Origin of the sequence: Halalkalibacter sp. AB-rgal2, from assembly GCF_041821005.1 — a bacterium.
Taxonomy (GTDB): domain Bacteria; phylum Bacillota; class Bacilli; order Bacillales; family Bacillaceae_D; genus Halalkalibacter.
Map to the genome: position 1 here is coordinate 14,837 of NZ_JBGUAV010000013.1, position 21,695 is coordinate 36,531.

The 21,695-nt window shown below is 38.0% G+C and carries 23 protein-coding genes and 1 pseudogene; 22 read left to right on the forward strand and 2 right to left on the reverse strand.

Annotation, left to right across the window (positions count from 1 at the left end; genetic code table 11):
* Positions 1-117: 117 nt before the first annotated feature.
* The 12 genes from ACERJO_RS11780 to ACERJO_RS11835 all read left to right on the forward strand — a co-directional run bounded on the left by ACERJO_RS11780 (position 118) and on the right by ACERJO_RS11835 (position 12,224).
* Positions 118-3,612: a hypothetical protein gene (locus ACERJO_RS11780; protein WP_373647589.1), complete on the forward strand. Its 3,495-nt coding sequence runs from the start codon at positions 118-120 to the stop codon at positions 3,610-3,612.
* A gap of 26 nt (positions 3,613-3,638) precedes the next feature.
* Positions 3,639-4,289 (forward strand): LysM peptidoglycan-binding domain-containing protein, encoded by a 651-nt coding sequence (locus ACERJO_RS11785; protein ID WP_373647591.1) that lies wholly within the window; start codon positions 3,639-3,641, stop codon positions 4,287-4,289.
* A 2-nt stretch (positions 4,290-4,291) separates the two neighbouring features.
* Positions 4,292-5,281, forward strand: a complete 990-nt coding sequence (locus ACERJO_RS11790; RefSeq protein WP_373647593.1) for an XkdQ/YqbQ family protein — start codon at positions 4,292-4,294, stop codon at positions 5,279-5,281.
* Positions 5,282-5,695 carry a hypothetical protein gene (locus tag ACERJO_RS11795; protein WP_373647594.1) on the forward strand — a complete coding sequence of 138 codons (414 nt, stop codon included), beginning with the start codon at positions 5,282-5,284 and terminating at the stop codon, positions 5,693-5,695. It abuts the gene before it with no gap.
* Complete coding sequence (locus ACERJO_RS11800) at positions 5,688-6,143, forward strand: DUF2634 domain-containing protein (protein ID WP_373647595.1); 456 nt, start codon at positions 5,688-5,690, stop codon at positions 6,141-6,143. Before ACERJO_RS11795 ends, ACERJO_RS11800 begins: the two co-directional genes overlap by 8 nt.
* A complete protein-coding gene (locus tag ACERJO_RS11805; RefSeq protein ID WP_373647596.1) occupies positions 6,136-7,263 on the forward strand; it encodes a baseplate J/gp47 family protein in 1,128 nt (375 codons plus the stop codon). Before ACERJO_RS11800 ends, ACERJO_RS11805 begins: the two co-directional genes overlap by 8 nt.
* On the forward strand, positions 7,253-7,831 hold the full coding sequence (locus ACERJO_RS11810) for a putative phage tail protein (protein ID WP_373647597.1): 579 nt from the start codon (positions 7,253-7,255) through the stop codon (positions 7,829-7,831). Before ACERJO_RS11805 ends, ACERJO_RS11810 begins: the two co-directional genes overlap by 11 nt.
* Positions 7,831-8,136 (forward strand): hypothetical protein, encoded by a 306-nt coding sequence (locus tag ACERJO_RS11815; RefSeq protein WP_373647598.1) that lies wholly within the window; start codon positions 7,831-7,833, stop codon positions 8,134-8,136. Before ACERJO_RS11810 ends, ACERJO_RS11815 begins: the two co-directional genes overlap by 1 nt.
* Positions 8,133-10,301 carry a peptidase G2 autoproteolytic cleavage domain-containing protein gene (locus ACERJO_RS11820; RefSeq protein WP_373647599.1) on the forward strand — a complete coding sequence of 723 codons (2,169 nt, stop codon included), beginning with the start codon at positions 8,133-8,135 and terminating at the stop codon, positions 10,299-10,301. The genes ACERJO_RS11815 and ACERJO_RS11820 overlap by 4 nt, the downstream gene beginning before the upstream one ends.
* 95 nt (positions 10,302-10,396) lie before the next feature.
* Positions 10,397-10,714: a hypothetical protein gene (locus tag ACERJO_RS11825; RefSeq protein WP_373647601.1), complete on the forward strand. Its 318-nt coding sequence runs from the start codon at positions 10,397-10,399 to the stop codon at positions 10,712-10,714.
* Between the two features lie 89 nt (positions 10,715-10,803).
* Positions 10,804-11,073 carry a holin gene (locus tag ACERJO_RS11830; RefSeq protein ID WP_373647603.1) on the forward strand — a complete coding sequence of 90 codons (270 nt, stop codon included), beginning with the start codon at positions 10,804-10,806 and terminating at the stop codon, positions 11,071-11,073.
* Positions 11,073-12,224: a peptidoglycan-binding protein gene (locus ACERJO_RS11835; RefSeq protein ID WP_373647604.1), complete on the forward strand. Its 1,152-nt coding sequence runs from the start codon at positions 11,073-11,075 to the stop codon at positions 12,222-12,224. Before ACERJO_RS11830 ends, ACERJO_RS11835 begins: the two co-directional genes overlap by 1 nt.
* Positions 12,225-12,266: 42 nt before the next feature.
* Here the strand turns inward: ACERJO_RS11835 and ACERJO_RS11840 are convergent, their stop codons facing one another.
* Positions 12,267-12,710 (reverse strand): hypothetical protein, encoded by a 444-nt coding sequence (locus ACERJO_RS11840; RefSeq protein ID WP_373647605.1) that lies wholly within the window; start codon positions 12,708-12,710, stop codon positions 12,267-12,269.
* 277 nt (positions 12,711-12,987) lie between these two features.
* Between ACERJO_RS11840 and ACERJO_RS11845 the strand changes: the two genes are divergently transcribed.
* The 8 genes and pseudogenes from ACERJO_RS11845 to ACERJO_RS11880 all read left to right on the forward strand — a co-directional run.
* Complete coding sequence (locus ACERJO_RS11845; RefSeq protein ID WP_373647606.1) at positions 12,988-13,305, forward strand: hypothetical protein; 318 nt, start codon at positions 12,988-12,990, stop codon at positions 13,303-13,305.
* A 56-nt stretch (positions 13,306-13,361) separates the two neighbouring features.
* The gene (locus ACERJO_RS11850; RefSeq protein WP_373647607.1) at positions 13,362-14,021 is read left to right on the forward strand and encodes an SOS response-associated peptidase; all 660 of its coding nucleotides are present in this window, start codon (positions 13,362-13,364) and stop codon (positions 14,019-14,021) included.
* 288 nt (positions 14,022-14,309) lie between these two features.
* Positions 14,310-14,798 (forward strand): pyridoxamine 5'-phosphate oxidase family protein, encoded by a 489-nt coding sequence (locus ACERJO_RS11855; RefSeq protein WP_373647608.1) that lies wholly within the window; start codon positions 14,310-14,312, stop codon positions 14,796-14,798.
* A 455-nt stretch (positions 14,799-15,253) separates the two neighbouring features.
* Positions 15,254-15,391: a DUF3953 domain-containing protein gene (locus tag ACERJO_RS11860; protein WP_373647649.1), complete on the forward strand. Its 138-nt coding sequence runs from the start codon at positions 15,254-15,256 to the stop codon at positions 15,389-15,391.
* Between the two features lie 352 nt (positions 15,392-15,743).
* On the forward strand, positions 15,744-16,334 hold the full coding sequence (locus ACERJO_RS11865) for a hypothetical protein (RefSeq protein ID WP_373647610.1): 591 nt from the start codon (positions 15,744-15,746) through the stop codon (positions 16,332-16,334).
* Between the two features lie 37 nt (positions 16,335-16,371).
* The gene (locus tag ACERJO_RS11870) at positions 16,372-16,596 is read left to right on the forward strand and encodes a hypothetical protein (protein ID WP_373647611.1); all 225 of its coding nucleotides are present in this window, start codon (positions 16,372-16,374) and stop codon (positions 16,594-16,596) included.
* A gap of 21 nt (positions 16,597-16,617) precedes the next feature.
* Complete coding sequence (locus tag ACERJO_RS11875; protein WP_373647612.1) at positions 16,618-16,842, forward strand: DUF1198 domain-containing protein; 225 nt, start codon at positions 16,618-16,620, stop codon at positions 16,840-16,842.
* Positions 16,843-16,862: 20 nt separating this feature from the next.
* Positions 16,863-17,015, forward strand: a pseudogene (locus ACERJO_RS11880) (sporulation protein YhbH); the annotation flags it as partial.
* A gap of 98 nt (positions 17,016-17,113) precedes the next feature.
* Here the strand turns inward: ACERJO_RS11880 and ACERJO_RS11885 are convergent.
* Positions 17,114-17,761 (reverse strand): hypothetical protein, encoded by a 648-nt coding sequence (locus ACERJO_RS11885; protein WP_373647614.1) that lies wholly within the window; start codon positions 17,759-17,761, stop codon positions 17,114-17,116.
* Positions 17,762-18,058: 297 nt separating this feature from the next.
* Here ACERJO_RS11885 and ACERJO_RS11890 point away from each other — a divergent pair, with 297 nt between their 5' ends.
* Together ACERJO_RS11890 and ACERJO_RS11895 are read left to right on the forward strand one after the other, a co-directional pair.
* Complete coding sequence (locus tag ACERJO_RS11890; RefSeq protein ID WP_373647616.1) at positions 18,059-19,471, forward strand: PAS domain S-box protein; 1,413 nt, start codon at positions 18,059-18,061, stop codon at positions 19,469-19,471.
* Positions 19,472-19,622: 151 nt separating this feature from the next.
* Positions 19,623-21,680: an ATP-binding protein gene (locus tag ACERJO_RS11895; protein ID WP_373647617.1), complete on the forward strand. Its 2,058-nt coding sequence runs from the start codon at positions 19,623-19,625 to the stop codon at positions 21,678-21,680.
* The last annotated feature ends 15 nt before the right edge of the window (positions 21,681-21,695 follow it).

Consider the following 21,695-nt stretch of genomic DNA (forward strand, 5'->3'; position numbering starts at 1 on the left):
GACGAATTTCACGCTAAACCTAAAAAGGTGCAAGAATGGATGCTAGCTTCTATGATTGTAGCGCTCGAAGAAGAAAAGAAGCGTGTGAACCCGAAAAATTGATGGAGGTGAGAGAGGTTGGCAAGAGAGACGTATCGAATCGATATCCCGATTACTACACGAGACGAATACAGTTCTGGTATTGGACGAGCTAAACGTGAAGTATCACGGTTTGAACACGTTATTCAAAAAACAAATCAGAGACTCGATCGTTTAACAAACGGTAGATGGTCAATGACACTAAGAGCAGTCGATAGAGCTTCATCCGTCATCCGTAGCATATCAAACTATGCATCAAGAGCTGTTAATCGGACGTATCATGTGACGGTCAAGGCTATTGACTTGGCTACCAGTCCAATACGCGGTATCGCTAGAACCGCCACCTCCACTTTGGGAATGTTGGGTGTTGCTGGTGGGGTAGGCGGTGGGATCGTCATGCCTTTAAAAATCACTGCTGATCGTCAGAATATGGTTTCGGCTTTTGAAGTCTTATTGGGGTCTGCTGAAGAAGCGGATAAAAGGATCGATGAATTAATTGATTTCGCTGGTCAAACACCATTTAAACGAGAAGATATATTTGAAGCCAGTCGCGTCCTAGAAGTATTCACAGGTGGGGCGCTTTCTACTGGAAAAGGATTGAAAATGGTAGGGGATATTGCTGCTGGTACACAAACCGATTTTAACGATGTAGCCTTGTGGGTAGGACGCCTATATGATGCTATGGGGAACGGACAACCAGTTGGAGCTATGACATCTCGATTGCAGGAGATGGGCGCTATCTCTGGTAGTGCTAGACAAAAAATCGAAGACCTCGCTGAAAGTGGAAATGATATTAGTGAAACATGGCCACAAGTCACGAAAGAGTTTGAGAGATACGATGATATGATGATTAAAATGTCTGATAATCTTGCTAACTTATTTCTTGGGGTCAGATCATTCTTTATGAATAATATCGTTATGAGGTGGGGAGAAGGGCTAAGACGTTCTATCCAACCAGGATTAGAAGCATTCCGAGAATGGAGAGGTGAAAATGCCGCTGGAATAGCTATGATGGCAGAAGAAGTTGAACGGTTTGGTGAGAGAGCGGCTAACGGAATCATGAACCCACTTAGAAGAGGAGGAAAGGTACTCGGTGATTGGTTTAATCTATTATTTCCTGCAATAAATGACGATCTATTAGAAATGGAAGTTTCGGGATCCCTTGATCCAAAGTTACAACAAGAAATCAATAAGATTCGTCAATTAGCTGATGAACCATTTTCAGTAAGGTTCGAAATGGTCATGGAAGACTTTAAAGAGAATTATTTAGAAGAATGGTTTCATTCAGCAAAACAGAAAGTGCCTGATCTAGCTTTTAATTTAGGGCAAACATACGGTGATTTTATTCGTGCTGGACTTCTCGCTATTTTAGGGGATGAAGGAGAAGACGGATTTGCGAGTATAGGTAGCCAAGCGGGACATGCCTTTGTAAATGGGTTAGTGGATGCCATTGATCCTTGGGATATGGTGAAAAGAATAACAGGGAAAGTATGGCAAGTTAACGTAGATGCTTTTACAGGCCAAGGTTCGATTGTTGGAGCTGTTTTTGCTAATGCTTTAGTTTTGGCAGCATTAACAAAGTTAGCACCTGGATTGAAATTAATTAAAAGTCTATTAAAAGGAGCCTTAAATATTGGCGCATGGACGTGGGGAATGACTCCTTGGGGCAAAGGCGGGGGCGGTAAAAATAATAGAGGTGGTGGCGGATCACCTCCAGTTATTCCGCCTAATGGAGAGAATAATAGGGGTGGAAAGAACAATTCTCCGAGTACTCCTTCAAGTAATCAGTCAAACATTCCACCCAAAACCCTACCAAATGCAGGAGGGCCACCTGTAATAGTGGATAGTAGAGGGAATCCTATGAGCACCACGCAATCTACTTCACCTGCTCATACTAGAAGATCATTTTGGGATAGAATGTCAACACCATTTAAAAGAGCCCTTGAACCTTTAAAAAGAATAGGGGGAAACGTTGAAAACCCAACAAAAGGAGCAAGAACTGCTTTACAACGAGTACCGTTGCTCGGGACGGTATTAGGCGCTTTAAGTATAATCGGTGCTCCTGAAGGCAAAAGGACCAATGCAGTTGGTGGTGTTGCTGGTGCATTGGCAGGAGGAACTGCAGGAGCTAAAGGAGGAGCGATGATCGGCGGTTCGATTGGCGCATTATTCGGAGGAGTTGGAGCAGCGCCAGGGGCCGCGATCGGTGGTGTGATTGGTGGTATTGGTGGCTCAATTGCAGGTAGCATTGGCGGTGAATCTATTGTTGCTAATTGGGAATCAATTAAAGAGAAAGCTACCGAAACAGCGACATGGATTGGTGATAAATTTGAAGAAGCTAAAGATACAATATCCAGTACGATCTTTGACGGTGGTTGGTGGTCTGAAAAATGGAATGAGGTTAAAAGTTGGGGATCTCAAAAACTCGAAGACACATCGAGTTGGTGGGAAGGAGTGAAAGAAACAGCCAGTGAAACTCTATTCAGTGCAAGCTGGTGGGTAGAGCAAGCTGGTTTCGTGTACGGGTACCTAGAATCGACTTTGTTTAATGGAAGTTGGTGGGCTGGTCATTGGGAAAGCATAAAAGATGTGACAGAAGGGACGATTTTTGATGGAGAGTGGTGGACAAGTAAATGGGATGAAATAAAAGAAAACGCAGCTGAGAAGTGGAAGGAGTATCAAACTGTATGGGACATGGTAATAGAAGGTATTTCAAATACATTATTAAATCAAGAGTGGTGGTCTAGCAAGTGGGGTGATTTGAAAGATGATGCAGTTGAGAAGTGGAAGGAATATCAAACCATTTGGGAGGCAGTACAAGAAGATATATCGGACACTTTGTTAAATCTGGAATGGTGGAGTGGCAAGTGGGACGATATAAAAGAAACTTCATCAAGTAAGTGGGATGAATTTACAACTATTTGGGAAGCGGTGCAGGAGGGCATCTCTTCTTCTCTTTTTAGTCAAGAATGGTGGGCTGGAAAATGGGAAGGCGTGAAAGGATGGGCCTCATCAGTTTTATCGGACATTTCAGCTTCAGCTTCAAATCTCTTTTCATCTTTTGATGAGGGGCGTGCGAAGGGACAAGAAGCGTCTGGTACGAGCAATCGTGTGACAGCATCGGCAAGACCTTCGAGTACACCACGTTATGCGAACGGTGGATTGATTACTAGTCCACACCTGGGTCTAGTTGGTGAAGCGGGTCCAGAGATGATTATCCCTTTATCGGCTGGAAAACGTGGACGTGCAATGGATTTGTATAATCAAGCAGGTCAAATGCTAGGAATCAATTCATATGAAAATGGTGGAGAGAGTAGCTTAGTGAATAGTTCGATAAGCCAGAGTTTTAATCAAGATGATTCATCTAGATCGTCTACCTATCCGTTGGCTGGCTCTCAGTCAGGTACTAGCGTTGTGATAAATATGAATGATTTATTTAATGGTGCCACTTTTGAGATTAATTCTGACGATGATTACGAAGAAATTGGTTATAAAATCGCAACAGCAACGGCAGAAGCTTTCTCGAATATGTAATGATATCAGGTGTAATGGAGGTGATCATGTTGAGGTTTACACTATTAAACCCACAAAATAACCAAGCACTTATTTTTCCTGTTTCTCCAGAAGACGTTCAGGTTCAAACGGAGTCAAAAACGGTCTCATTATCAACCTTAAATCTTGGGACAATTGAAATTTCTAGAGGTAGGTTACCTAAAAAGATAACCTGGACTGCTTTTTTACCAGGAAGAAGTAGGAAATTGCCTGGCGTTTCTTCGAGTAATCCTAATTCGATCGTGCAACAAATTGAAAACTGGATGAAAGTACCGATTAGAGCCAAGCTTCTAAGGTTGATTATTACCGATACAAATATAAACATTCCTGTTTTTATTGAAACATTTGATCCCAAGTACAGTGGAGGGTTTGGTGATATTTTTTATACGATTACTCTCATGGAATGGAGAGAACTCGATATAAAAGATGTGAACCTCCCAGCTCCAGTACGGCCTAAACCTCCTGCAACTACTCAATCAACATCACAGCGTAATTATACGGTTAAGTCTGGTGATACGTTGTGGGGCATTGCTAGGAAGTACACAGGTAATGGGATTAGATGGACGGAAATGTGGTCCATGAACAAAAGCAGATCAAGAAGTAAAAATCCAGACCTCATCTATCCAGGTGAGGTCTTTCGCATTCCTTCGGGGTGGTAACCATGAAACTATCAGATGTTCGTTATCGAGTGATTGCTTTCCCACCTTCTGGTAGCGGGAAGGATATCTCCAATTTATTAATGCAAGCAAAACATGAGGAGATGGATGGAGAATTAGCGTCTAAATTTAGTGCTACTATGCAAAATGTCAAATTTGATACCTGGGCCCATCATTTTGTGAAGATAAATAACAAACTATTAATACAAGCGAATACAGGTAACGGATGGAAAGAAGTCTATCGTGGCACTGTTTTTAAATATTCGACTCACACTTCAGATGATAAAACCGTTTCATTTACAGCCTATGACGATCTATATTACCTGCAAATGTCCTCAGACCACCTATTATTTTCTAAAGGAGAGACAGGGGCGTCAAGTATTCGAAGGCTGGTAAGGGATTGGAGTATACCTATCAAAACGATTGATGGACCCAATGTACAATTAGCCAAAAAGGTCTATCGAGGAATCAAACTTGGCCAAGTGATACAAGATCGACTTTCTGATTCAGAAAAAATGGGTGGTGGCAAGTTTGTCATACGTAGTGATCAAGGGAAATTATGTTGCATTCAAGCAGGTGCGAATACAACCGTGTATGAATTTACCGAGAGTACGCCAGTATCCTCAGATGACGAGTATTCAATCGAAAATATCGTAACCAGAGTAAAGATATACGGAAATGAAGACGAGGGTGGAAGAGCACCCATTGAAGCAACTCGCGACGGCAAAACTGAGTATGGGATATTTCAGGACATCATCTATTCTTCTTCATTTGATTCTCTTTCTGAGGCAAGGAAAGCTGCTGCTGAGATCATTAAACATGATGGGGGCATGCAGCGGTCTCCACGTATTAATGTGCCCAATGTACCGTGGGTCAGAAAAGGAGATCGAGTAGTAATCAAAATAGGAACCATATCAGGAGAATTTATTGTAGAGAGTATTGTACGAAACATAATTGATCTTACAATGTCTCTTAGAGTTAGGAGGTCTAGTTAAATGGGGTATGGAGCGAATGAAATGGCAAAGGTCATACAAGAGATTATGAATAGGAATATGTCGCATCTTTCAACACCTATTTTAGGAACCATACAAAACAATGGATTGAAGGTAGATGGATTTCCTAGTGTCTTTAGTGATTATTTAGTATCAGAGCATTTAATGCTTCCATCAAATATAATGGGTTCCACTCCATCGGGCGAAGGGAATCATCCTCATGGTCCAAGTGGTGACCATGAACAAGAGGAAGGTGATGGACGGCATACACATCCATCTACGGAAGGGTCACACACACATACTATTCCAACACCTCGACAATTGAGGCCTCTTGCTCCAGGGGATAGAGTCCTTTGTATACCCATTAATCAAGGGAATGATTACGTAGTGATTGGGAGAGTGGTCCCAAATGCCTGAACTTTATCCAACCTTTGAAGTGCCAGAAATGATCGATGAAGAAGAGCAAATTAATGATGATTATACATTCGAACCACGATTTGACATCCAGGTGAGTAGAGTGAGGTTAACGCCGACAGGAAAACCAGAAATGGTTGAAGGGTTTGATACGTACCAACAATGGTGCACTACGTGTCTTTTAGTTGAACGATATAAATATGAAGCCTATAGCAGTGATTTTGGTGTAGAACTTGAACCGATTATACGAGCGAATTATCCTCGTGATATTGCTGAAAGTGAAATGAGAAGAGAGATACAGGAAGCATTGGCTGTCAATCCTCGTACTTTATCAGTGGATCAATTTACATTTAATTGGTCAGCTGAAACCGTACACGTGCAATTCGAAATTGAAAGCATTTATGGAAGTGTGACGATGGAATCTCTATTTGGAGGTGATGGTATTGCCTGATTTACCTGAATTTAAACCGCCTCATTTTTTATTAGAATCTGAAGAAGACATTCATAAACGAATGATTGAAAACACCCCTACTAGATATGCAAAATCTGAGGGGTCTTATTTTTGGGATATAACTCGACCAGTAGCAATTGAAAAAGCCAGGATGATTCAATTTCAATTATTGCGTACGGTTCAGTTAATGTTCCCTCAATTTGCAGAAGATGAATGGCTTGACTTACACGCAGGTACAGTCGGTTTAGTTCGTAGACCGCCAACGCATGCGAGTGGTGTTGTTACATTCGAAGGTATTGAAGGGACTACTATTTCGGAAGGGACATTTGTCTCAACAGCAGGGGACGGAAATGAACCACCGATTAGATTCATTACAAAGGAATTAGCAATCATAAATGCTAATGGCTTTGTTGATGTACCTATTCAAGCAGAGGAACCAGGTAGTACAGGAAATGTCTCGTCAGACAGCATTATTATGCTGGAATCTACGATTGAAGGTGTTTTAGGGTTAACGAACCAATTGCCGACATCCGATGGTACCGATGAAGAATCAGATGAGTCTTTAAGAGCTAGGATATTAGCGGTACATCGTGAAATGAGTCTTTCTGGGTCTGTTGCCGACTATATTAGATGGGCCAAAGAGGTACCTGGTGTTGGTGATGTATATGTCATTCCGGAATGGAATTCTGACGTGCCTGGATCCGTATTAGTGTTAATTTTAGATTCAAACGGAGCACCTGCAGGACCAACTTTAATTGATGAAGTACAAACGTATATTGCTCCTGATGCTAGGAATGGTGGTGGCCTCGCTCCTATCGGAGCTCTGGTAACCGTTGATGCTCCACAACAAGTGGTTATTAATCTCACTTTTGATGCTGTGCTAGAAGGAACAGCAAATAAGGATGAAGCAGAAAATGAAGTAAAAAGAGTCCTCTCAGAATATTTTCAAGAGGTATCGGTTGGTGGCTTAGTAGTTTATGCCCGAATTGGGTCGCTTATCATTAGTTTATTATCGATACTAGATTACCAAGACTTACGTATAAACGGTCAAACAGAGAACATCCAATTAGAAGAGTTTCAAATAGCGGTTATCGGTGAGGTGTTGATAAATGATCAATAATGTAGTGACCTCTGAATCCGCTCAACACATGTTACAAATGGTCATCAATATGTATGATCAAGATGAATACTCATTATGGATGTACCAAGTGAATGGCTTTGAAATGGATGATTTACAAAATTGGACGAATGACATGCGAGAACAGGTTGTACCACAACTGGCCACGTGGGCGTTGGAATATTATGAAGAAATGCTTGGTTTACATGTTCGAAATAATATGGATATAGAAGCCAGACGTTTAAGGATTTTGACTCAAATGAATACTTTTTGGCCGATCACCCCATTTCGTATGGAAATGATCATAAGTCAAGTAGCAAGAGCTCCTGTACAGATTATACAAAATGTATCTCCCTATTGTTTTCGAGTGAGTATTTTTGATCAATTTAATGAACTCGATTTGAGGGTCGTCTCAGAAACAATTGAAAATGCCAAGCCGGCACATCTATCCTACGAATTCGATATTCATCATCAAAGTCAAATTCAGATTAAAAGTGGATCAAAAATGTATGAAATACGATTTCCTCGAGCAGGAACATTTCGGGCTGGACAAAAGCCAGGAGGTCTATGATGTATATTACAAAGACAGAATTAGAAGAACTAGCAAAGTACTTTGCTGGTCGTCTTGATCATGCACTTATACACGAAGAGAATGGGGTAGTTGTACAAGTTGATTTGTATAAAGTGGATGTGGATGAGACAAAGGTAACTATTATTATCGAGATACCTGATAACGTGGTTGATATAGATAAAATAGAAATTCTTAATGTTGATCAAAAGGTTGCTATTACTCGAAGTGTGAACATCACTAAAAATAGCAATCGAGGTTTAATGGTTGAATTTCATCACACAATCATGGAGGTGGATACAGAATGAGCTTTGAACAACATGATTGGTTAGATCATGTAGTGGAATACCCTGATCAATATAAAGTAGAACAGTTGGAGGATGGCCGGTACCGCATTACTCCAACATGGGAGGAAAATCCCGATGAAATTATTGTAGACGGAACGCGGTTTAGTGCAAACATGATGAATCGTATTGAGCAGGGGATAGCTGACGCGCATGAAATAACTAAAGAACATATTGATGACGATAACAACCCTCATGGTGTTACTAAGGCACAAGTAGGTTTAGGGAATGTAGATAATGTAAAACAAGCATCTAAGACAGAGTTTGATAACCACATTACTGACAACGACGATCCACACCTTGCTAAACAACAAGCTATCGGTTGGGCTAAAAGTTTTGGGTTGGGTGATACATTTAATATTATCTCTGATACTGATCTGAACGATTTAAGGGATAATGGTCTTTATGCGGGTCAAAATTTAATGAACGCCCCTCAAGGTTCATCAGATTGGTTTTATGTTGTGATTATCTCAATAAGTCATTCCGCTCAAATACAAGTAGCAATAAGGCATGTTACATCTCCTACTATTTTTACTAGGAGGAAATCACAAGGCAGTTGGCAAAACTGGACTGAAATGGAGACTACAGCGGGTGCTCAGGAAAAGGTTGATGCTCATGCTATCAGAACAGACAACCCTCACAGTGTTACAAAACAACAGGTTGGCTTAGGTAACGTACCAAATAATAGTATGGCGACACAGGGAGAAGCAGAGGTTGGTACTACTAATACAAAATTTATGTCGCCTTTACGTGTAAAGCAAGCATTCGACAAGTTTATTGAGGCAGTGAATAATTCAATTAGTAACTTATCAAACACATTTAACAGTCATATAAACAATACTGGTAACCCTCATGGTGTTACAAAGACGCAAGTAAGTTTAGGGAATGTAGATAATGTAAAACAAGCATCTAAGACAGAGTTTGATAACCATGTTGATGATATTTCGATGCATAAACGAGCCTCTCCTAACATTATACAGAGTGGCGTTTATTCGAATGCAGAAGGTCTTGATACAGAGGCAATAGGTGATTTTTCTCATGCCGAAGGAGATTCATCTAAAGCATCAGGAAGCGCATCTCATGCTGAAGGAATAAATACAGAAGCTTCAGGTTATGTATCTCACGCAGAAGGTTTTGGCACAAGCGCAATAATGGATTATTCACACGCAGAAGGGTATAACACAGAATCTAGTGGGAATGGTGCACATGCAGAAGGAAGAAATACAAAGGCTAGTGGGATAGCTGCACATGCGGAAGGTAGTGAATCAGAGGCTAGTGGAAGTAGAGCACATGCAGAAGGCATAAATACCACAGCAAGCGGAGCTTTTTCACACGCAGAAGGGCTGCAAACAGTAGCAAATGTATATGCTTCACACGCACAAGGGCGATATAGCAAACAAATGATTGGCAGTGGTTCAAGTATTAACAATAACGATGATGCATTTGTTATAGGTAACGGTACATCAACTAGTAATAAAAGTAACGCTTTTCGTGTGACTTTCAATGGTTCAGTTTATGGATTATCTGCTTTCAACTCAACTGGTGCAGACTATGCTGAATACTTTGAGTGGCTAGATGGAAATACAAATGATGAAGATAGGGTTGGCTATTTTGTAACTCTTGATGGAGATAAAATTAGAAAAGCCAATAATGAAGATAGTTATGTACTAGGTATTATTTCTGCACAGCCTGCTATTATAGGAGACAGCCATCAAGATGATTGGTATAGTAAGCATGTAACAGATGACTGGGGTCGGATTCAATATCAGTGGCAAGATTACGAGGAAGAAGAGACAAAGCTTATTCACCATGAAGCAAAATATGATGAGGAAGGCAACCTAATCCAAGAAGAATACGAGGAAGAAGTAGTAGAAACTGTAATAAAGAGAGGTTATTTACCTATTCTTAACCCTAATTGGAATCCTGAAGAAGAATATATTCCACGAGAGCAGCGCAAGGAATGGAGTCCTGTTGGAATGGTTGGTAAGTTACTTGTTAGAGACGACGGCACATGTCAAGTGAATGGCTATTGTAAGTCGAGTGACGAAGGTATAGCGACAGCTAGTGACCAAGGCTATCGAGTAATGGAACGAGTTAGTGAAAACATCATTCGTGTTTTGTTCAGATAACGATTAGCTTAATGATAGATGAAAGGCTATAGTCGACATTAGTATGTTGGCTTTTTTGTATTGAATTAGATGTTTCGTGGAAAAGAGGTGATGACTTGGAATATCAAGTTGTCAGCGAAATAGCTACTAGTCAAGTTGTGTGGGCTATACTATGTATCTTGCTAGCGATCGCTGTCATTAGAGAAATGAGGAAAGAGAATGTAAGAAGAGAAACGGATCTTATCAATTTGTATGAGGATCATCGTAGAGAATCAAAACAACGTGAGGAAAGGTTGATGGATCATTTAGACAGGTCGAACGAATCACAAGAACAAACCGCAGAAGCATTAAAGTCAATTCGTTCCACACTTACTACAATGGAAGGGAGGGTGGACAGAATGGAAAAGAAAATATACCAACGGGAACGTGGCTGATGCTGCGTTCTTTTTATTTTGGTTAAAGACACATGCCGTTTCAGGCAAGGCAATTGACTCATTTACTAATAGAAAAGGGGTTTTTAATAATGGAAACAGTATTAATTTTTGCGACGGTGCTTAGTCCAATCGTGTTAGCGCTTATTGAGCTAGTGAAGAGAACAATTAATGTTAGAAAAAACTTCGTTCCACTTATGTCGTTATTTGTCGGATTGGTAGTAGGAGCAATATCCTATCCGTTTACTGATTTAGACTTAGTACTTCGATTATGGGCAGGTGGCTTTGCTGGTTTAGCGGCAACCGGTTTATTTGAAATTGGGAACAAAAGAGAAGGAAGTACGAAAGGAGGGGATCGATAATGGCATACGCATTTGAAAAACTACCACAGTTGTCAGATCAGAGGAATAACCTCACGAAGAAAGGGAGTTATTCAAAACGAACTCGAGCAATTACTGTTCGAGCTTGGCATCATTCCTTAACGAAGAAGCATTTAGCAGGTTCTACTGCTGCTGGATTTGCAAGTTATCATGTACAGTCATTAGGGTGGCCGGGTGTTGGTTATACCTTTGTCATTGAACCTTTAAATCTCGTGGACACGCCTAACGGCAAACGTGCTCGTATCGTCTATTGCCATGACATTGATCGACGGACGTATCATGTAGGGAATAGTAATCAATTTGCCTTAGGCATTTGTGTTGCCGGTGATTATCGTACTGATGAGCTTGATAATGCGACGCTTGCATCTATTGCCGATCTTCACTCTGCATTAGTGGCGGACAAGATCGGTAACGAAGATAAATCTCATCACGAGATGCCAGGCTACAGCTGGAAGCAATGTTGTGCATTTGATTATAAGAAAGCCTTTAATTCAAAAGGTGGAACTACTCCATCTAAGCCAAGTGCAGTACCATCCACATATACGATTCAAGAGGGAGATACGTTCTGGAGCATTGCACATAAAAACAGTGCAGATGGTATGACAGTGGATGATCTTATCAAGGTTAATCCTAATGTCGACCCAACTAAGTTGCAGGTGGGACAAGTCATAAACTTTGGTAAGTCGTCATCAAGTAATGCAAATAAACCACCACAACAATCGAAGCCAGCTCCACAATCTTCAGGTGATTCTTATGTCCGTTCAATTCAACAGTGGGTAGTTAATTATGGCTTCCGAATTGCGGTTGATGGGCTTCCTGGACCAGAAACACTAAGAGGGTTAATACGAGTATTGCAAGGCGAGCTTAATCGTCAATTTAACGCTCGACTAACAGTTGATGGTATCATGGGACCTAAAACACGATCTAAGTTAGTCACAGTACGTAACGGGGCTAGAGGTAATATTACACGAGTGCTACAAGCGTTGCTGTATATTAAAGGTTTTAATCCTGGTCCATTTGATGGGATTTTTGGCAGAGGTACAGAGAGAGCAGTTAGAGACTTCCAACGTTTTCAAGGTATCACTGTGGATGGGATTGTTGGTCCGCAAACGTGGGGGAGGTTGTTTGGGTAATGAAAACAGCCCTCACGCCTGTGGGGGCTTCAATTTAAAGTTCTAAATCAACGAAAATTTACCGTCAATGAGACGTTGGACGATATTTTTTATAATGATATCGGCTATGTAAAAAGCTATACCCGCAATCATAAAAGTATAGATTGTGTGAAAATCAAATTGTGAAAAATCAGGTAGTCTTTTATTTGAAAGTAAAGTTATTATAATACTTCCAACTGCTCCTGCAATTACCCCTGCTATAGCATAAAATACAAATCTCCATTTGGGATTTATTTTATCTACGAGCATTGAAAAAGGAATGATAAAAAACAAATAGATAGGAAGAGTATAAATATAATAAATTATAATTAAATGAAAGAAGAAAACATCGATTACTAATGTTCCTCCTCTAACCAATCCAACCATCATTATACCAATCATTAATATAAGAGGTGATAAAAATGCGGAAAAAAGTTTAATCATTAGTCTAATGTACCATTTGAACATTATCTACATCCTCTCCTTTTTGTACATACTAACATATTAAAAATTAAATTTTACTCTTCTCTCCATTGTTTCGAAGTAACAGTTTGCTCAGGCAGTACAAACTTCATTTCCCGTAGCTTGTTTTCTCGTTTTAGCTCGTCCAAAATGATCACCTAATTCGTATAATATACAAACCTATGTTCTTGAATTGAGTTGGAATATACCAATTTTTAGAAAATGAGAAGGGAATTGAGTGTAAGTGTAGAATGTACGATATAGCGAAAGAAAGGAGGAAAAGATGACAGCAGTAGCTATTGATTCAAAAGCCATAATGGTTGAAGCCTACTCGTTGATTTACGACATTGAAACAACCCTCAAGCATCTTCTTTATTCCAAACTGTATTTGCACCATTTCCACAACAATGAAACGTACAACAAGATTTTAAACCTTGTTGAGATGAATGACCTGTTATCATTTTCAGATACCCAATATGAAACCCTTCGCAAAACACATTCCATTAGAAATAAAGTTTGCCACATGCGTTCCATTTCCCAAGAAGATTTAGCATTATTAAAAGAAGTACACCACTTGTTAGAGAGTACATCAAAGCACTAAAATTAAATAGGTATGCAATTAGTTGAATTGATTATACTTAATTCTGAGGTGATAGGATGTGTGGTCGATTTACACTAACTGCTGATAAAGAGGAAATTGAAAAGTATCTGCAAGTGGACCTTTTCAATTATACTCCTAGGTACAATATCGCACCGAGTCAACCCGTTTTGAGTATCGTTTCGAATGGTGAGCAGAAAAAAGCCGGTTACTTAAGGTGGGGTCTTGTACCAAGTTGGGCTAAAGACCCCAAGATAGGTTATAAAATGATTAATGCCCGTGGAGAAACCATCCATGAGAAACCTGCTTTTAAACGTTTATTCGAGCGTCGACGCTGTTTAATTGTTTCGGATGGTTTCTATGAATGGCAACGTACAGAGCAAGGGAAGAAACCTTATCGCATAACTGTTAATGAGGGTATTTTCACGTTTGCAGGACTATGGGATCGATGGATAGATGAGAAGGAAGACAACGAGTTAACGACTTGCACGATTATTACAACAGAGCCAAATAAACGAATAAGTGACATTCATGATCGCATGCCTGTTATTCTTCATAGAAGAGATTGGGACAGTTGGCTTGATAAAACGACACATGTAACGACATTAAAAAAATTGCTACGTTCATACCCAAGTGAGGAGATGGATGCTTATGAGGTTTCAACAATAGTCAATAGTCCGAAGAATGAATCTGTAGATTGTATCCAATCATTAACATAAATATGAAAAGGAGATACGTTTGCAACTGCATCTTCTTTTCATATTTTATAGCCTTATTTTGTATGAGTAAATCAAGGGTATAGGTTAGATTAATTAGTTTACTACTTAGTACGTTAAGGAATTTTAAATAAAAAGCCTAATTTCTCTATTTAGTTCGAAGAAATTAGGCTTTTTTATTGCTCTATTAAAGTTTCATTTTGTTAGAGTTAGTTTAGTAATCCGCCATATCTGATTAAAAGTTGGTGTAAAGGGTAGACTACTTCTATAAATATTAATGAGGTGATGGAAATGTCTAACATGATGAAACAAGAAGAACTGGAAACATTAAGAGAGTTAATTAAAGACGTAGACACGGCCATGCTGACTACGGTTACTGATGAAGGGCTTGTTTCTCGTCCTATGAAAACACAAGAAGTAGAGTTTGATGGTGACTTATGGTTTTTCACTAAAAAAGAAACTGATAAATATGAAGAAATTTTACATGATCAAGATGTTAATGTGGCTTATGCAGGTAAATCCTATGTTTCCGTCCGTGGAAGAGCAGAAATCGTTGATGATTTAGACAAGAAAAAGGAATTGTGGAGCAACGTATATGAGAAAATTATGCAAACTTCTTATGATGATCCTAACGTTGTCTTGATAAAGGTAAAAGCGGAAGCAGCCGAATATTGGGAAACCGGTAATTTTTCGAAGAAAATCGCCTTTCTCTATAAACGCATGACAGGGCAAAGTTCTAAATCGACAGATGTTAATGAAACGGTTGAATTGAATAAATAACAACAAAAAGGGTTGTCTGGTTAAAGGACAATCCATTTTGCTATGTTGATCCATTTGTAGCTATATTAAACTCTAGGTTAATACTTCAGAAAGGAAGATGGGAACGTTCGATCCAAATCAAGAATATTGTTATTGACGTAGCTTTTCAACTAACTGGGAGCATTTCTACATTTCTACAAAAAGGAGTGCTTTTTTCTATCTCAACAAAAGGAAATTAAGGTTAAACTAAAGTAGTAGGGAATGGAATATTTGGAAACTTAAATAATTTGATTTTCGCTTAATTAGTAAATGTTGCTGAGGAAAAGAGATAGTTGAACATCAATTAGGAATATGTATAAAAGGAAAAAGCTGGTGATAAATTGTTAAAGATTTTGCACATTATTTTATCAATAACAGTTATTTCACTTGCAGGGTATAGTTTGATTACTAAGGATTTTAAACTTCAACCATATTTGATGTTGTTTCTAAGTTTAAAAATGTTAGTAATGGGATTAAGGGAGTTTAAAAAGGGAAAGAAAAGTTACGGCTGGTTAGGTATCGGTACATTTTTATTTTGCTTTTTTGTATCCATCCAAATCTTCTTATTGAAGTAAATGGGAGCTTATGTTGAAGAACAACAAAAAACAATTTCATTTACTACACAGTACAACCATACTGTTCAACAAAAAGAAGACCCTCAATAGGTCCGTTTCTTCGATATAAATAAGAAAACCTCGATTTATGTAGATCCATTTAAAGATAAGAAATAGAAGGGAACGATTGACGGTCGGTCAATTCAGAGTCCCTTTAGGGACAGTCAGTAAAGTGCCCTTATAGAGCGAAATTAAAACCGCCGGTAGAACCGGCGGTTATTCCTCTTATTAGTAACGAATCATCACTAAAAAATTATATAGTATGTTAAAATTGATTCTATGTAAATATTCCCAAAAAAGGTGGTATCTATATATGAAATTAATTTACAAATTATTAACCATTAGTTTATTAATGGTTGTTATAACAGCGTGTACAGAAACAGATAATATGGAGGGTTCAAAAGAATCTTTTGAAATGATTGGTAAAGAAAGAGAGGACGGTTGGTGGGGTGCATTTGGGGAGTTTTATCGCGTGAAAAATGCTGATGATTTAGGAGAGTACCAGACTGGACCATTGAATATAGTGATTGAGCAAGTACAATTATTAAAAGGGCATTTTAATGCTAATGAGTATACCTCCGAGGAAACGGAATATAAGTATGCTAACTTTTTAATGAACATGCATTTGGAAGGTGAAATTGGTGATGGGATTGAATTTGACCATCATTATCCAAAATTAAGAATAAATGAAGAAGAGCAATTAATAAACGTGGATGAATTATTTAGCAGTATATTTTATTCAGATAATTTACGAGGAGCATCAGAAATGTTAATTAGTGTTTCCTTTGAATTGGGGGAAGTTTCATTGGAAGATATTGAAAAGGTGACATTTATCGTACAAAGTCCAGATTATGAAGGAGAGCCAATGGGTGAAGATTTGGAAGTTGAAGTTACGTTTGAATAACTTTGAATTGAAATGAATGAAAGGAGAGAATAAAAGTATGCTTGATGTTATGTATTGGATCGTTATTATCGCTTTATTTAGTATAATCGTTTCAAGAAGGAAGTTTGACAATAAGGCAGAAGAACAAGTAGAAGACTCACAAATTGATCTGAAAGAATCATTACAAAATCAAAAAGAGACGATAGAAATACAGAGAGAATTATTAGAAACACAAAAAGAAATGCTAGAGGTTGTAAAAGATATTCGGGATAGGTTAAATTAAGGGATTGAGGTGAATTCTAAAATGTGGTTGATTTTGACTGCAATCATTTTGATTTTTATTGTGGGTTTTATTTCGATGAAAAAAGAACAGAAAAAAGCAAATAGTATTTTAGAAGAGACACTTTCAGATTTTAAACAAACCATTCAAAATAAAAAAGAACTCCAAAAGCTAAATAGTGAAATTTTAAGAACTCAAAAAGAAATCGTACATAGTATAAAAGAGATAGGAGAAAAAATAAATACTTAAGTGTTCGTATACTTCTTAGAGAAGTGAATCAATACAGTCGCCATTCTACACTCATGAGTGCCTATAAGAACATTGATGATATGCGATTTCGTCACTTTATTTTAAAGGAGAAAGCTGACGTATATCATGCAATGAAAGCCTTTTTCAAAAAAGAGGAGGAAGCGTTAGCATAGGATGAATGGAGTGTCTGAAAGGGGAGAATCTCCCCCCTTTTAGATACTCTTGTGAATCGAAATGCTAAAAAAGTTGATTTGTTCTTTTTAAGTGAACTTTAAAATTCAACCGTGAAGTCAATCTTGTCACCGACATCCTCCCATTCTTCGTTATGGGGAGCGTTTATGATGATTCGAACTGTTTCGATTTCATCAGCAGTAGAATTTTCTAGAATGAAAAACTGCGAGCCTGACTTTCGGACGGCTCCAATAAATTCTCCATCGATATGATCGGAAAGCCACATATCAGATTCAAGCTGCTCTCCCGTATTTGTCGTTATGGTCGCTTGTCCAGGATAGAAGAAGATCGTGTCGTCTGATGTGTTTTCAACTTCCATATCAACTTGAATGTATTCAATTTCAGTTGTTTCCAAAAAATCAGCTAGATCCCCCTGGAGTTGACCTGAACTTGCGTTGATTTGTGTGATGTCGACAATCATTGGTCCTGTCTCTTGGGACTCAATATCATCTTGCTTGGAAATGAGTGTAAAGGTGCCTCCTTCGTTTTCAACTACATCTCCTTCATCATGACCAGTTGCTTCATCTAATACCTGCTCTTCCTCATCTCTCTCAGTTTCCCCTGTTTCCTCTAGCTCTTGCTGGTCTGCATCTTCCTCTATTTGCTCTTCCTGTTGTTCAGCACCACATGAAATAAGCAGAAGAACAGTCATAATCATAAGAAGTAGATAGAGCCAGTTTTTCTTCAAAATAAAAAACCTCCATTTCAATGAGGGCACTGAAAAAGTTTGGTTTTTAACTTTTTTTGGTGACCTCCAATTTTTATGATTTTTTCAGTTTATTTTGTTCATGATTCAAGAAAAACATACGATCAATTGATCAAAAGAAGTCAAAATATGTTACTTAAACTCTAAAAATGCTGTCTATTATAGACGCCTATTGACAAATCTCATATTTTTATCAATATTTTCCGTCAATGTCTTTTTTATGTTGAAAAATAGCGTATAATTCTTATTAGAGAACAAATAGGACTTGGAGGAAGATGAATGGATCATACAAACTTATATCGAGATGCCTTTGAAAACGCTTCTTCTGGAAAAGCAATTATGACATTAGATGGCCAGTGGTTTAAGGTGAATAAAGCATTAAGCATAATTACGGGCTATAGCAAAGAGGAACTTGAGCATTCAGCATTTGATATTGTTTCACATCCTGATGATTTAAATAAGACGACATCATTGTTTAACACCCCCTCCGACATTACGGATAAATTAGTTATTGATCAACGATTTGTTCATAAAGACGGGAAGGTTCTGTGGGTTTCGTTGCATATAATCATGTTAGAAATGGGACAAACCTCTTATTACCATGTCGATATTTTTGATATTAGTTTGAAATTAAAAAAGGAAAAAGAGTTAAATGAATTAAATCATATGCATCAACTTATTTTAGACTCAATCAACGAAGGCATATTCGGACTAAATCCAGATGGTACAATTGTCTTTTGGAATCGTGCTTCTGAAAATATGCTTGGCTGTAAGCAGGATGATATGATTGGTCGAAGAATTCAAGAAGTCATTTTGAAATTAAAAGGAGACAAAGATGTTGTTACAAGTCCATTTCTTCAGGCTGTTGAAAATGGTGGAACTCTGCAAGTAAGAGAAGATCAATTTTCTAGAAAAGATGGACAACAATTTGATGTTGAATATACGATTAACCCAATTTATGAAAATGCTCAATATAAAGGCACGGTTGTGATATTTAGAGATGTTACTGAGCTTAAGAAATCCCAAGAGTATATGCAAAATTCAGAGAAGCTGTCACTTGTAGGGCAGATGGCTGCAGGAATTGCCCATGAAATTCGAAATCCATTAACCTCATTAAAAGGGTTTCTTCAGCTTATTCAATCGGGGGAATCGGCTAAGCAAATCTATTATTCAATTATGTCGGAGGAGTTTTCAAGAATTGAAATTATTTTGAATGAGTTGCTCCTGCTGGCAAAGCCACAAGTGAAGCATTTAGAAAAGCATGATCTTAATCAAATTTTGACTCAAGTTAAAAGTATATTGGAGCCTCAATGTATAATTGAGAATGTGCAAATAGTAACAGACCTTAATGGGCCTGTCTTTGTTAAGTGTGATGAAAATGAATTGAAGCAAGTATTTATTAATCTAATAAAAAATGGAATCGATGCAATGCCTAAAGGGGGCGAAATTACGATTCGTTCTAGTATGGAAGATGGCGATGCAATTGTTGAAGTCATCGATCAAGGGAAAGGGATCTCTGAGGATAAGCTTGCGAAATTAGGACAGCCATTTTATACAACAAAAGAAAAGGGGACGGGGCTTGGTCTAATGGTAACGTATGGGATTATTGAGAACTTAGGAGGGCATGTTCAAGTTCGTAGTGAATTGAACAGTGGAACAACCTTTCAAATTACATTACCAATTCCCTCATAGTGGGATAGGAAAGATGAGAGAAGGAGAGCTTATGGGTATTTCACTTTTAAAACTCCAGCACCCAATTAGTCAAATCGTTATCATCATGCTTGTAGTGTACGTCGTGATTAGCCTTATTTTTCTAAATCCTTCTCGGGAGATAGGAGATATAATGGAACAGAATGTTATTGAATATGTTTTTGTTTGTGCGGTGTTAGTCATTTATTTTCTGCTGTTCATTTATTGCCTAAAAAGAATTTTAAATTCACAGACTTTTAGTTCATTGCTCTACCTTTTTTTATTTTTATTGCTTATCCTAGCGTATTCATCTCATATTTTGGCTGTCATTTTAGGGGATCAATTGTATTTAAGTGGAACGGTGATCTTTATATTATTTTTAGAGTGGATGATTTTTGTAACCGTTGTCGCTACATTAAAGCCAGATAAAAAGTTTGGCTGGCTTATTAGCATTGTTTTTTTTATATTTATTTCTTTCATGTTTTCTCAGTCTTATATGGATTATGAAAGATTAGCTATTGCATTATATAGCTTCATGGTTTCTATCTATCTTCCACTTCTTTATTTCATGGTTAGATGGCACAAACAGAAAAATATCAAACTCATTAATCCATTAATTTTGTCCCTTACTTTTATGATATTGAGTTTTTTATTCGTTGTATTGAGCCTTTTTTCAGTAGGAATAGCTATTTTGTACGCCGGTGCGCTTAAGGTGATTGCTGTTTTATTTTTAGGTTACGCCGTTCTTTCATTTTTTAAAAGATTAGAGGAAAATACTGATATACACTCTATCGATAATGAGCTAGAGCTGTTATTCGAGCATTCCGGTGATGCCATTGTTGTGTACCGTAAGGATTTATCCATTGTTAGAAGTAACAGTGGGTTTAAACAAATGTTTGGTTATACAGATGAGGATGACTTAACTGTGGCATCGTTAATTCCAGCTGATTTAATGATTGAATATAGAGGATTGTTACAGCAGCTTGATAAAGGTGTTCCTGTTATCAACTTTCAAACGAAGCGTAAGCGAAAGGATCTTGCCCTTATTGATATTAGTATATCAACCTCCATGATTAAAAGAGGCGGGGAAACGTTATATGCAGCGATATTAAGGGACATTACAGAACAAAAACAAGCAGAAGCAGAAGTGATTAAGGCACGAAAAGAGCTACAAGAGGCAGTCGAACTGCACAATGGAATTATATTTAGAGTTCGTAGAGAGCATGGCCGTTTTATTCATCCGTTAATCGATGGCAAATTATTAAGAATACAAAAGATACCATTTAAATCACTTATAGGAAAAGAGTTGAATGATTTTCTACCTATCAAATATACAACAAAGTTGGAATCTTATTATGAGAAGGCATGGGGTGGCAAGGAGCAAGTCTTTCAAATGAAATTTATGGATTATACTTTTCTATTGAGTTTATTCCCAAAATACGAAAATGGGCAAGTGATTGAGATAGTCGGTACGTGCTCAGATATTACGACCGCAATTAAAACGGAAGAGCTTTTGCGCAAATCGGAAAAGCTTTCCGTTGTTGGAGAATTAGCAGCTGGATTTGCCCATGAAATTCGAAATCCATTAACGACTATAAAGGGGTTTCTTCAATTAATTCAACAAAGCTCAAAAAGCGTTAATCAAGAATATATGTCCATTATTTCAAATGAGATTGATCGTCTTGAGATGATTACAAATGAATTTATGGCTGTATCAAAGCCTGAAGCTATCCAATATCAGAAAGAGAATGTATATGAACTTATTTTAAATGTTAATCGTTTCTTGAAGCCTCAGGCCATATTAAACAATGTTGAATTATATGTTGAACAGGAAATAGAAACTCCATACATTTATGCAGATAAAAATCAAATGAGACAAGTGTTTATTAATGTATATAAAAACGCTATTGAAGCAATGAATGATGGCGGAAAAATCGTTACGAATATTCGGATATCGAATGATGGTATGGTTTCCATCATTATTAAAGATCAAGGCTGTGGAATTCCAGCGCATTTAATTGATAAGTTAGGGGAACCATTTTATACGTTAAAGGAGAAAGGAACTGGACTTGGGTTGATGGTCACGAAAAAAATCATTGACAGTCACTATGGTTTCATAGACATTTATAGTAAGGAACAAGTTGGTACTACGGTGACAGTTACTTTACCTTTGTACCAAGAGGAAGCCAATAATCATCAGCAACTAGATTAGAATTAGGAGGATGTT

What these genes read in the sequence shown, in the direction of transcription:
- ACERJO_RS11785 (WP_373647591.1), top strand. Translation starts at nt 3,639, where the DNA reads ATGTTGAGGTTTACACTATTAAACCCACAAAATAACCAAGCACTTATT.
- ACERJO_RS11790 (WP_373647593.1), top strand. Translation starts at nt 4,292, where the DNA reads ATGAAACTATCAGATGTTCGTTATCGAGTGATTGCTTTCCCACCTTCT.
- ACERJO_RS11795 (WP_373647594.1), top strand. Translation starts at nt 5,282, where the DNA reads ATGGGGTATGGAGCGAATGAAATGGCAAAGGTCATACAAGAGATTATG.
- ACERJO_RS11800 (WP_373647595.1), top strand. Translation starts at nt 5,688, where the DNA reads ATGCCTGAACTTTATCCAACCTTTGAAGTGCCAGAAATGATCGATGAA.
- ACERJO_RS11810 (WP_373647597.1), top strand. Translation starts at nt 7,253, where the DNA reads ATGATCAATAATGTAGTGACCTCTGAATCCGCTCAACACATGTTACAA.
- ACERJO_RS11815 (WP_373647598.1), top strand. Translation starts at nt 7,831, where the DNA reads ATGTATATTACAAAGACAGAATTAGAAGAACTAGCAAAGTACTTTGCT.
- ACERJO_RS11820 (WP_373647599.1), top strand. Translation starts at nt 8,133, where the DNA reads ATGAGCTTTGAACAACATGATTGGTTAGATCATGTAGTGGAATACCCT.
- ACERJO_RS11830 (WP_373647603.1), top strand. Translation starts at nt 10,804, where the DNA reads ATGGAAACAGTATTAATTTTTGCGACGGTGCTTAGTCCAATCGTGTTA.
- ACERJO_RS11835 (WP_373647604.1), top strand. Translation starts at nt 11,073, where the DNA reads ATGGCATACGCATTTGAAAAACTACCACAGTTGTCAGATCAGAGGAAT.
- ACERJO_RS11840 (WP_373647605.1), bottom strand. Translation starts at nt 12,710, where the DNA reads ATGTTCAAATGGTACATTAGACTAATGATTAAACTTTTTTCCGCATTT.
- ACERJO_RS11845 (WP_373647606.1), top strand. Translation starts at nt 12,988, where the DNA reads ATGACAGCAGTAGCTATTGATTCAAAAGCCATAATGGTTGAAGCCTAC.
- ACERJO_RS11850 (WP_373647607.1), top strand. Translation starts at nt 13,362, where the DNA reads ATGTGTGGTCGATTTACACTAACTGCTGATAAAGAGGAAATTGAAAAG.
- ACERJO_RS11855 (WP_373647608.1), top strand. Translation starts at nt 14,310, where the DNA reads ATGTCTAACATGATGAAACAAGAAGAACTGGAAACATTAAGAGAGTTA.
- ACERJO_RS11860 (WP_373647649.1), top strand. Translation starts at nt 15,254, where the DNA reads ATGTTGTTTCTAAGTTTAAAAATGTTAGTAATGGGATTAAGGGAGTTT.
- ACERJO_RS11865 (WP_373647610.1), top strand. Translation starts at nt 15,744, where the DNA reads ATGAAATTAATTTACAAATTATTAACCATTAGTTTATTAATGGTTGTT.
- ACERJO_RS11870 (WP_373647611.1), top strand. Translation starts at nt 16,372, where the DNA reads ATGCTTGATGTTATGTATTGGATCGTTATTATCGCTTTATTTAGTATA.
- ACERJO_RS11875 (WP_373647612.1), top strand. Translation starts at nt 16,618, where the DNA reads ATGTGGTTGATTTTGACTGCAATCATTTTGATTTTTATTGTGGGTTTT.
- ACERJO_RS11890 (WP_373647616.1), top strand. Translation starts at nt 18,059, where the DNA reads ATGGATCATACAAACTTATATCGAGATGCCTTTGAAAACGCTTCTTCT.
- ACERJO_RS11895 (WP_373647617.1), top strand. Translation starts at nt 19,623, where the DNA reads ATGGAACAGAATGTTATTGAATATGTTTTTGTTTGTGCGGTGTTAGTC.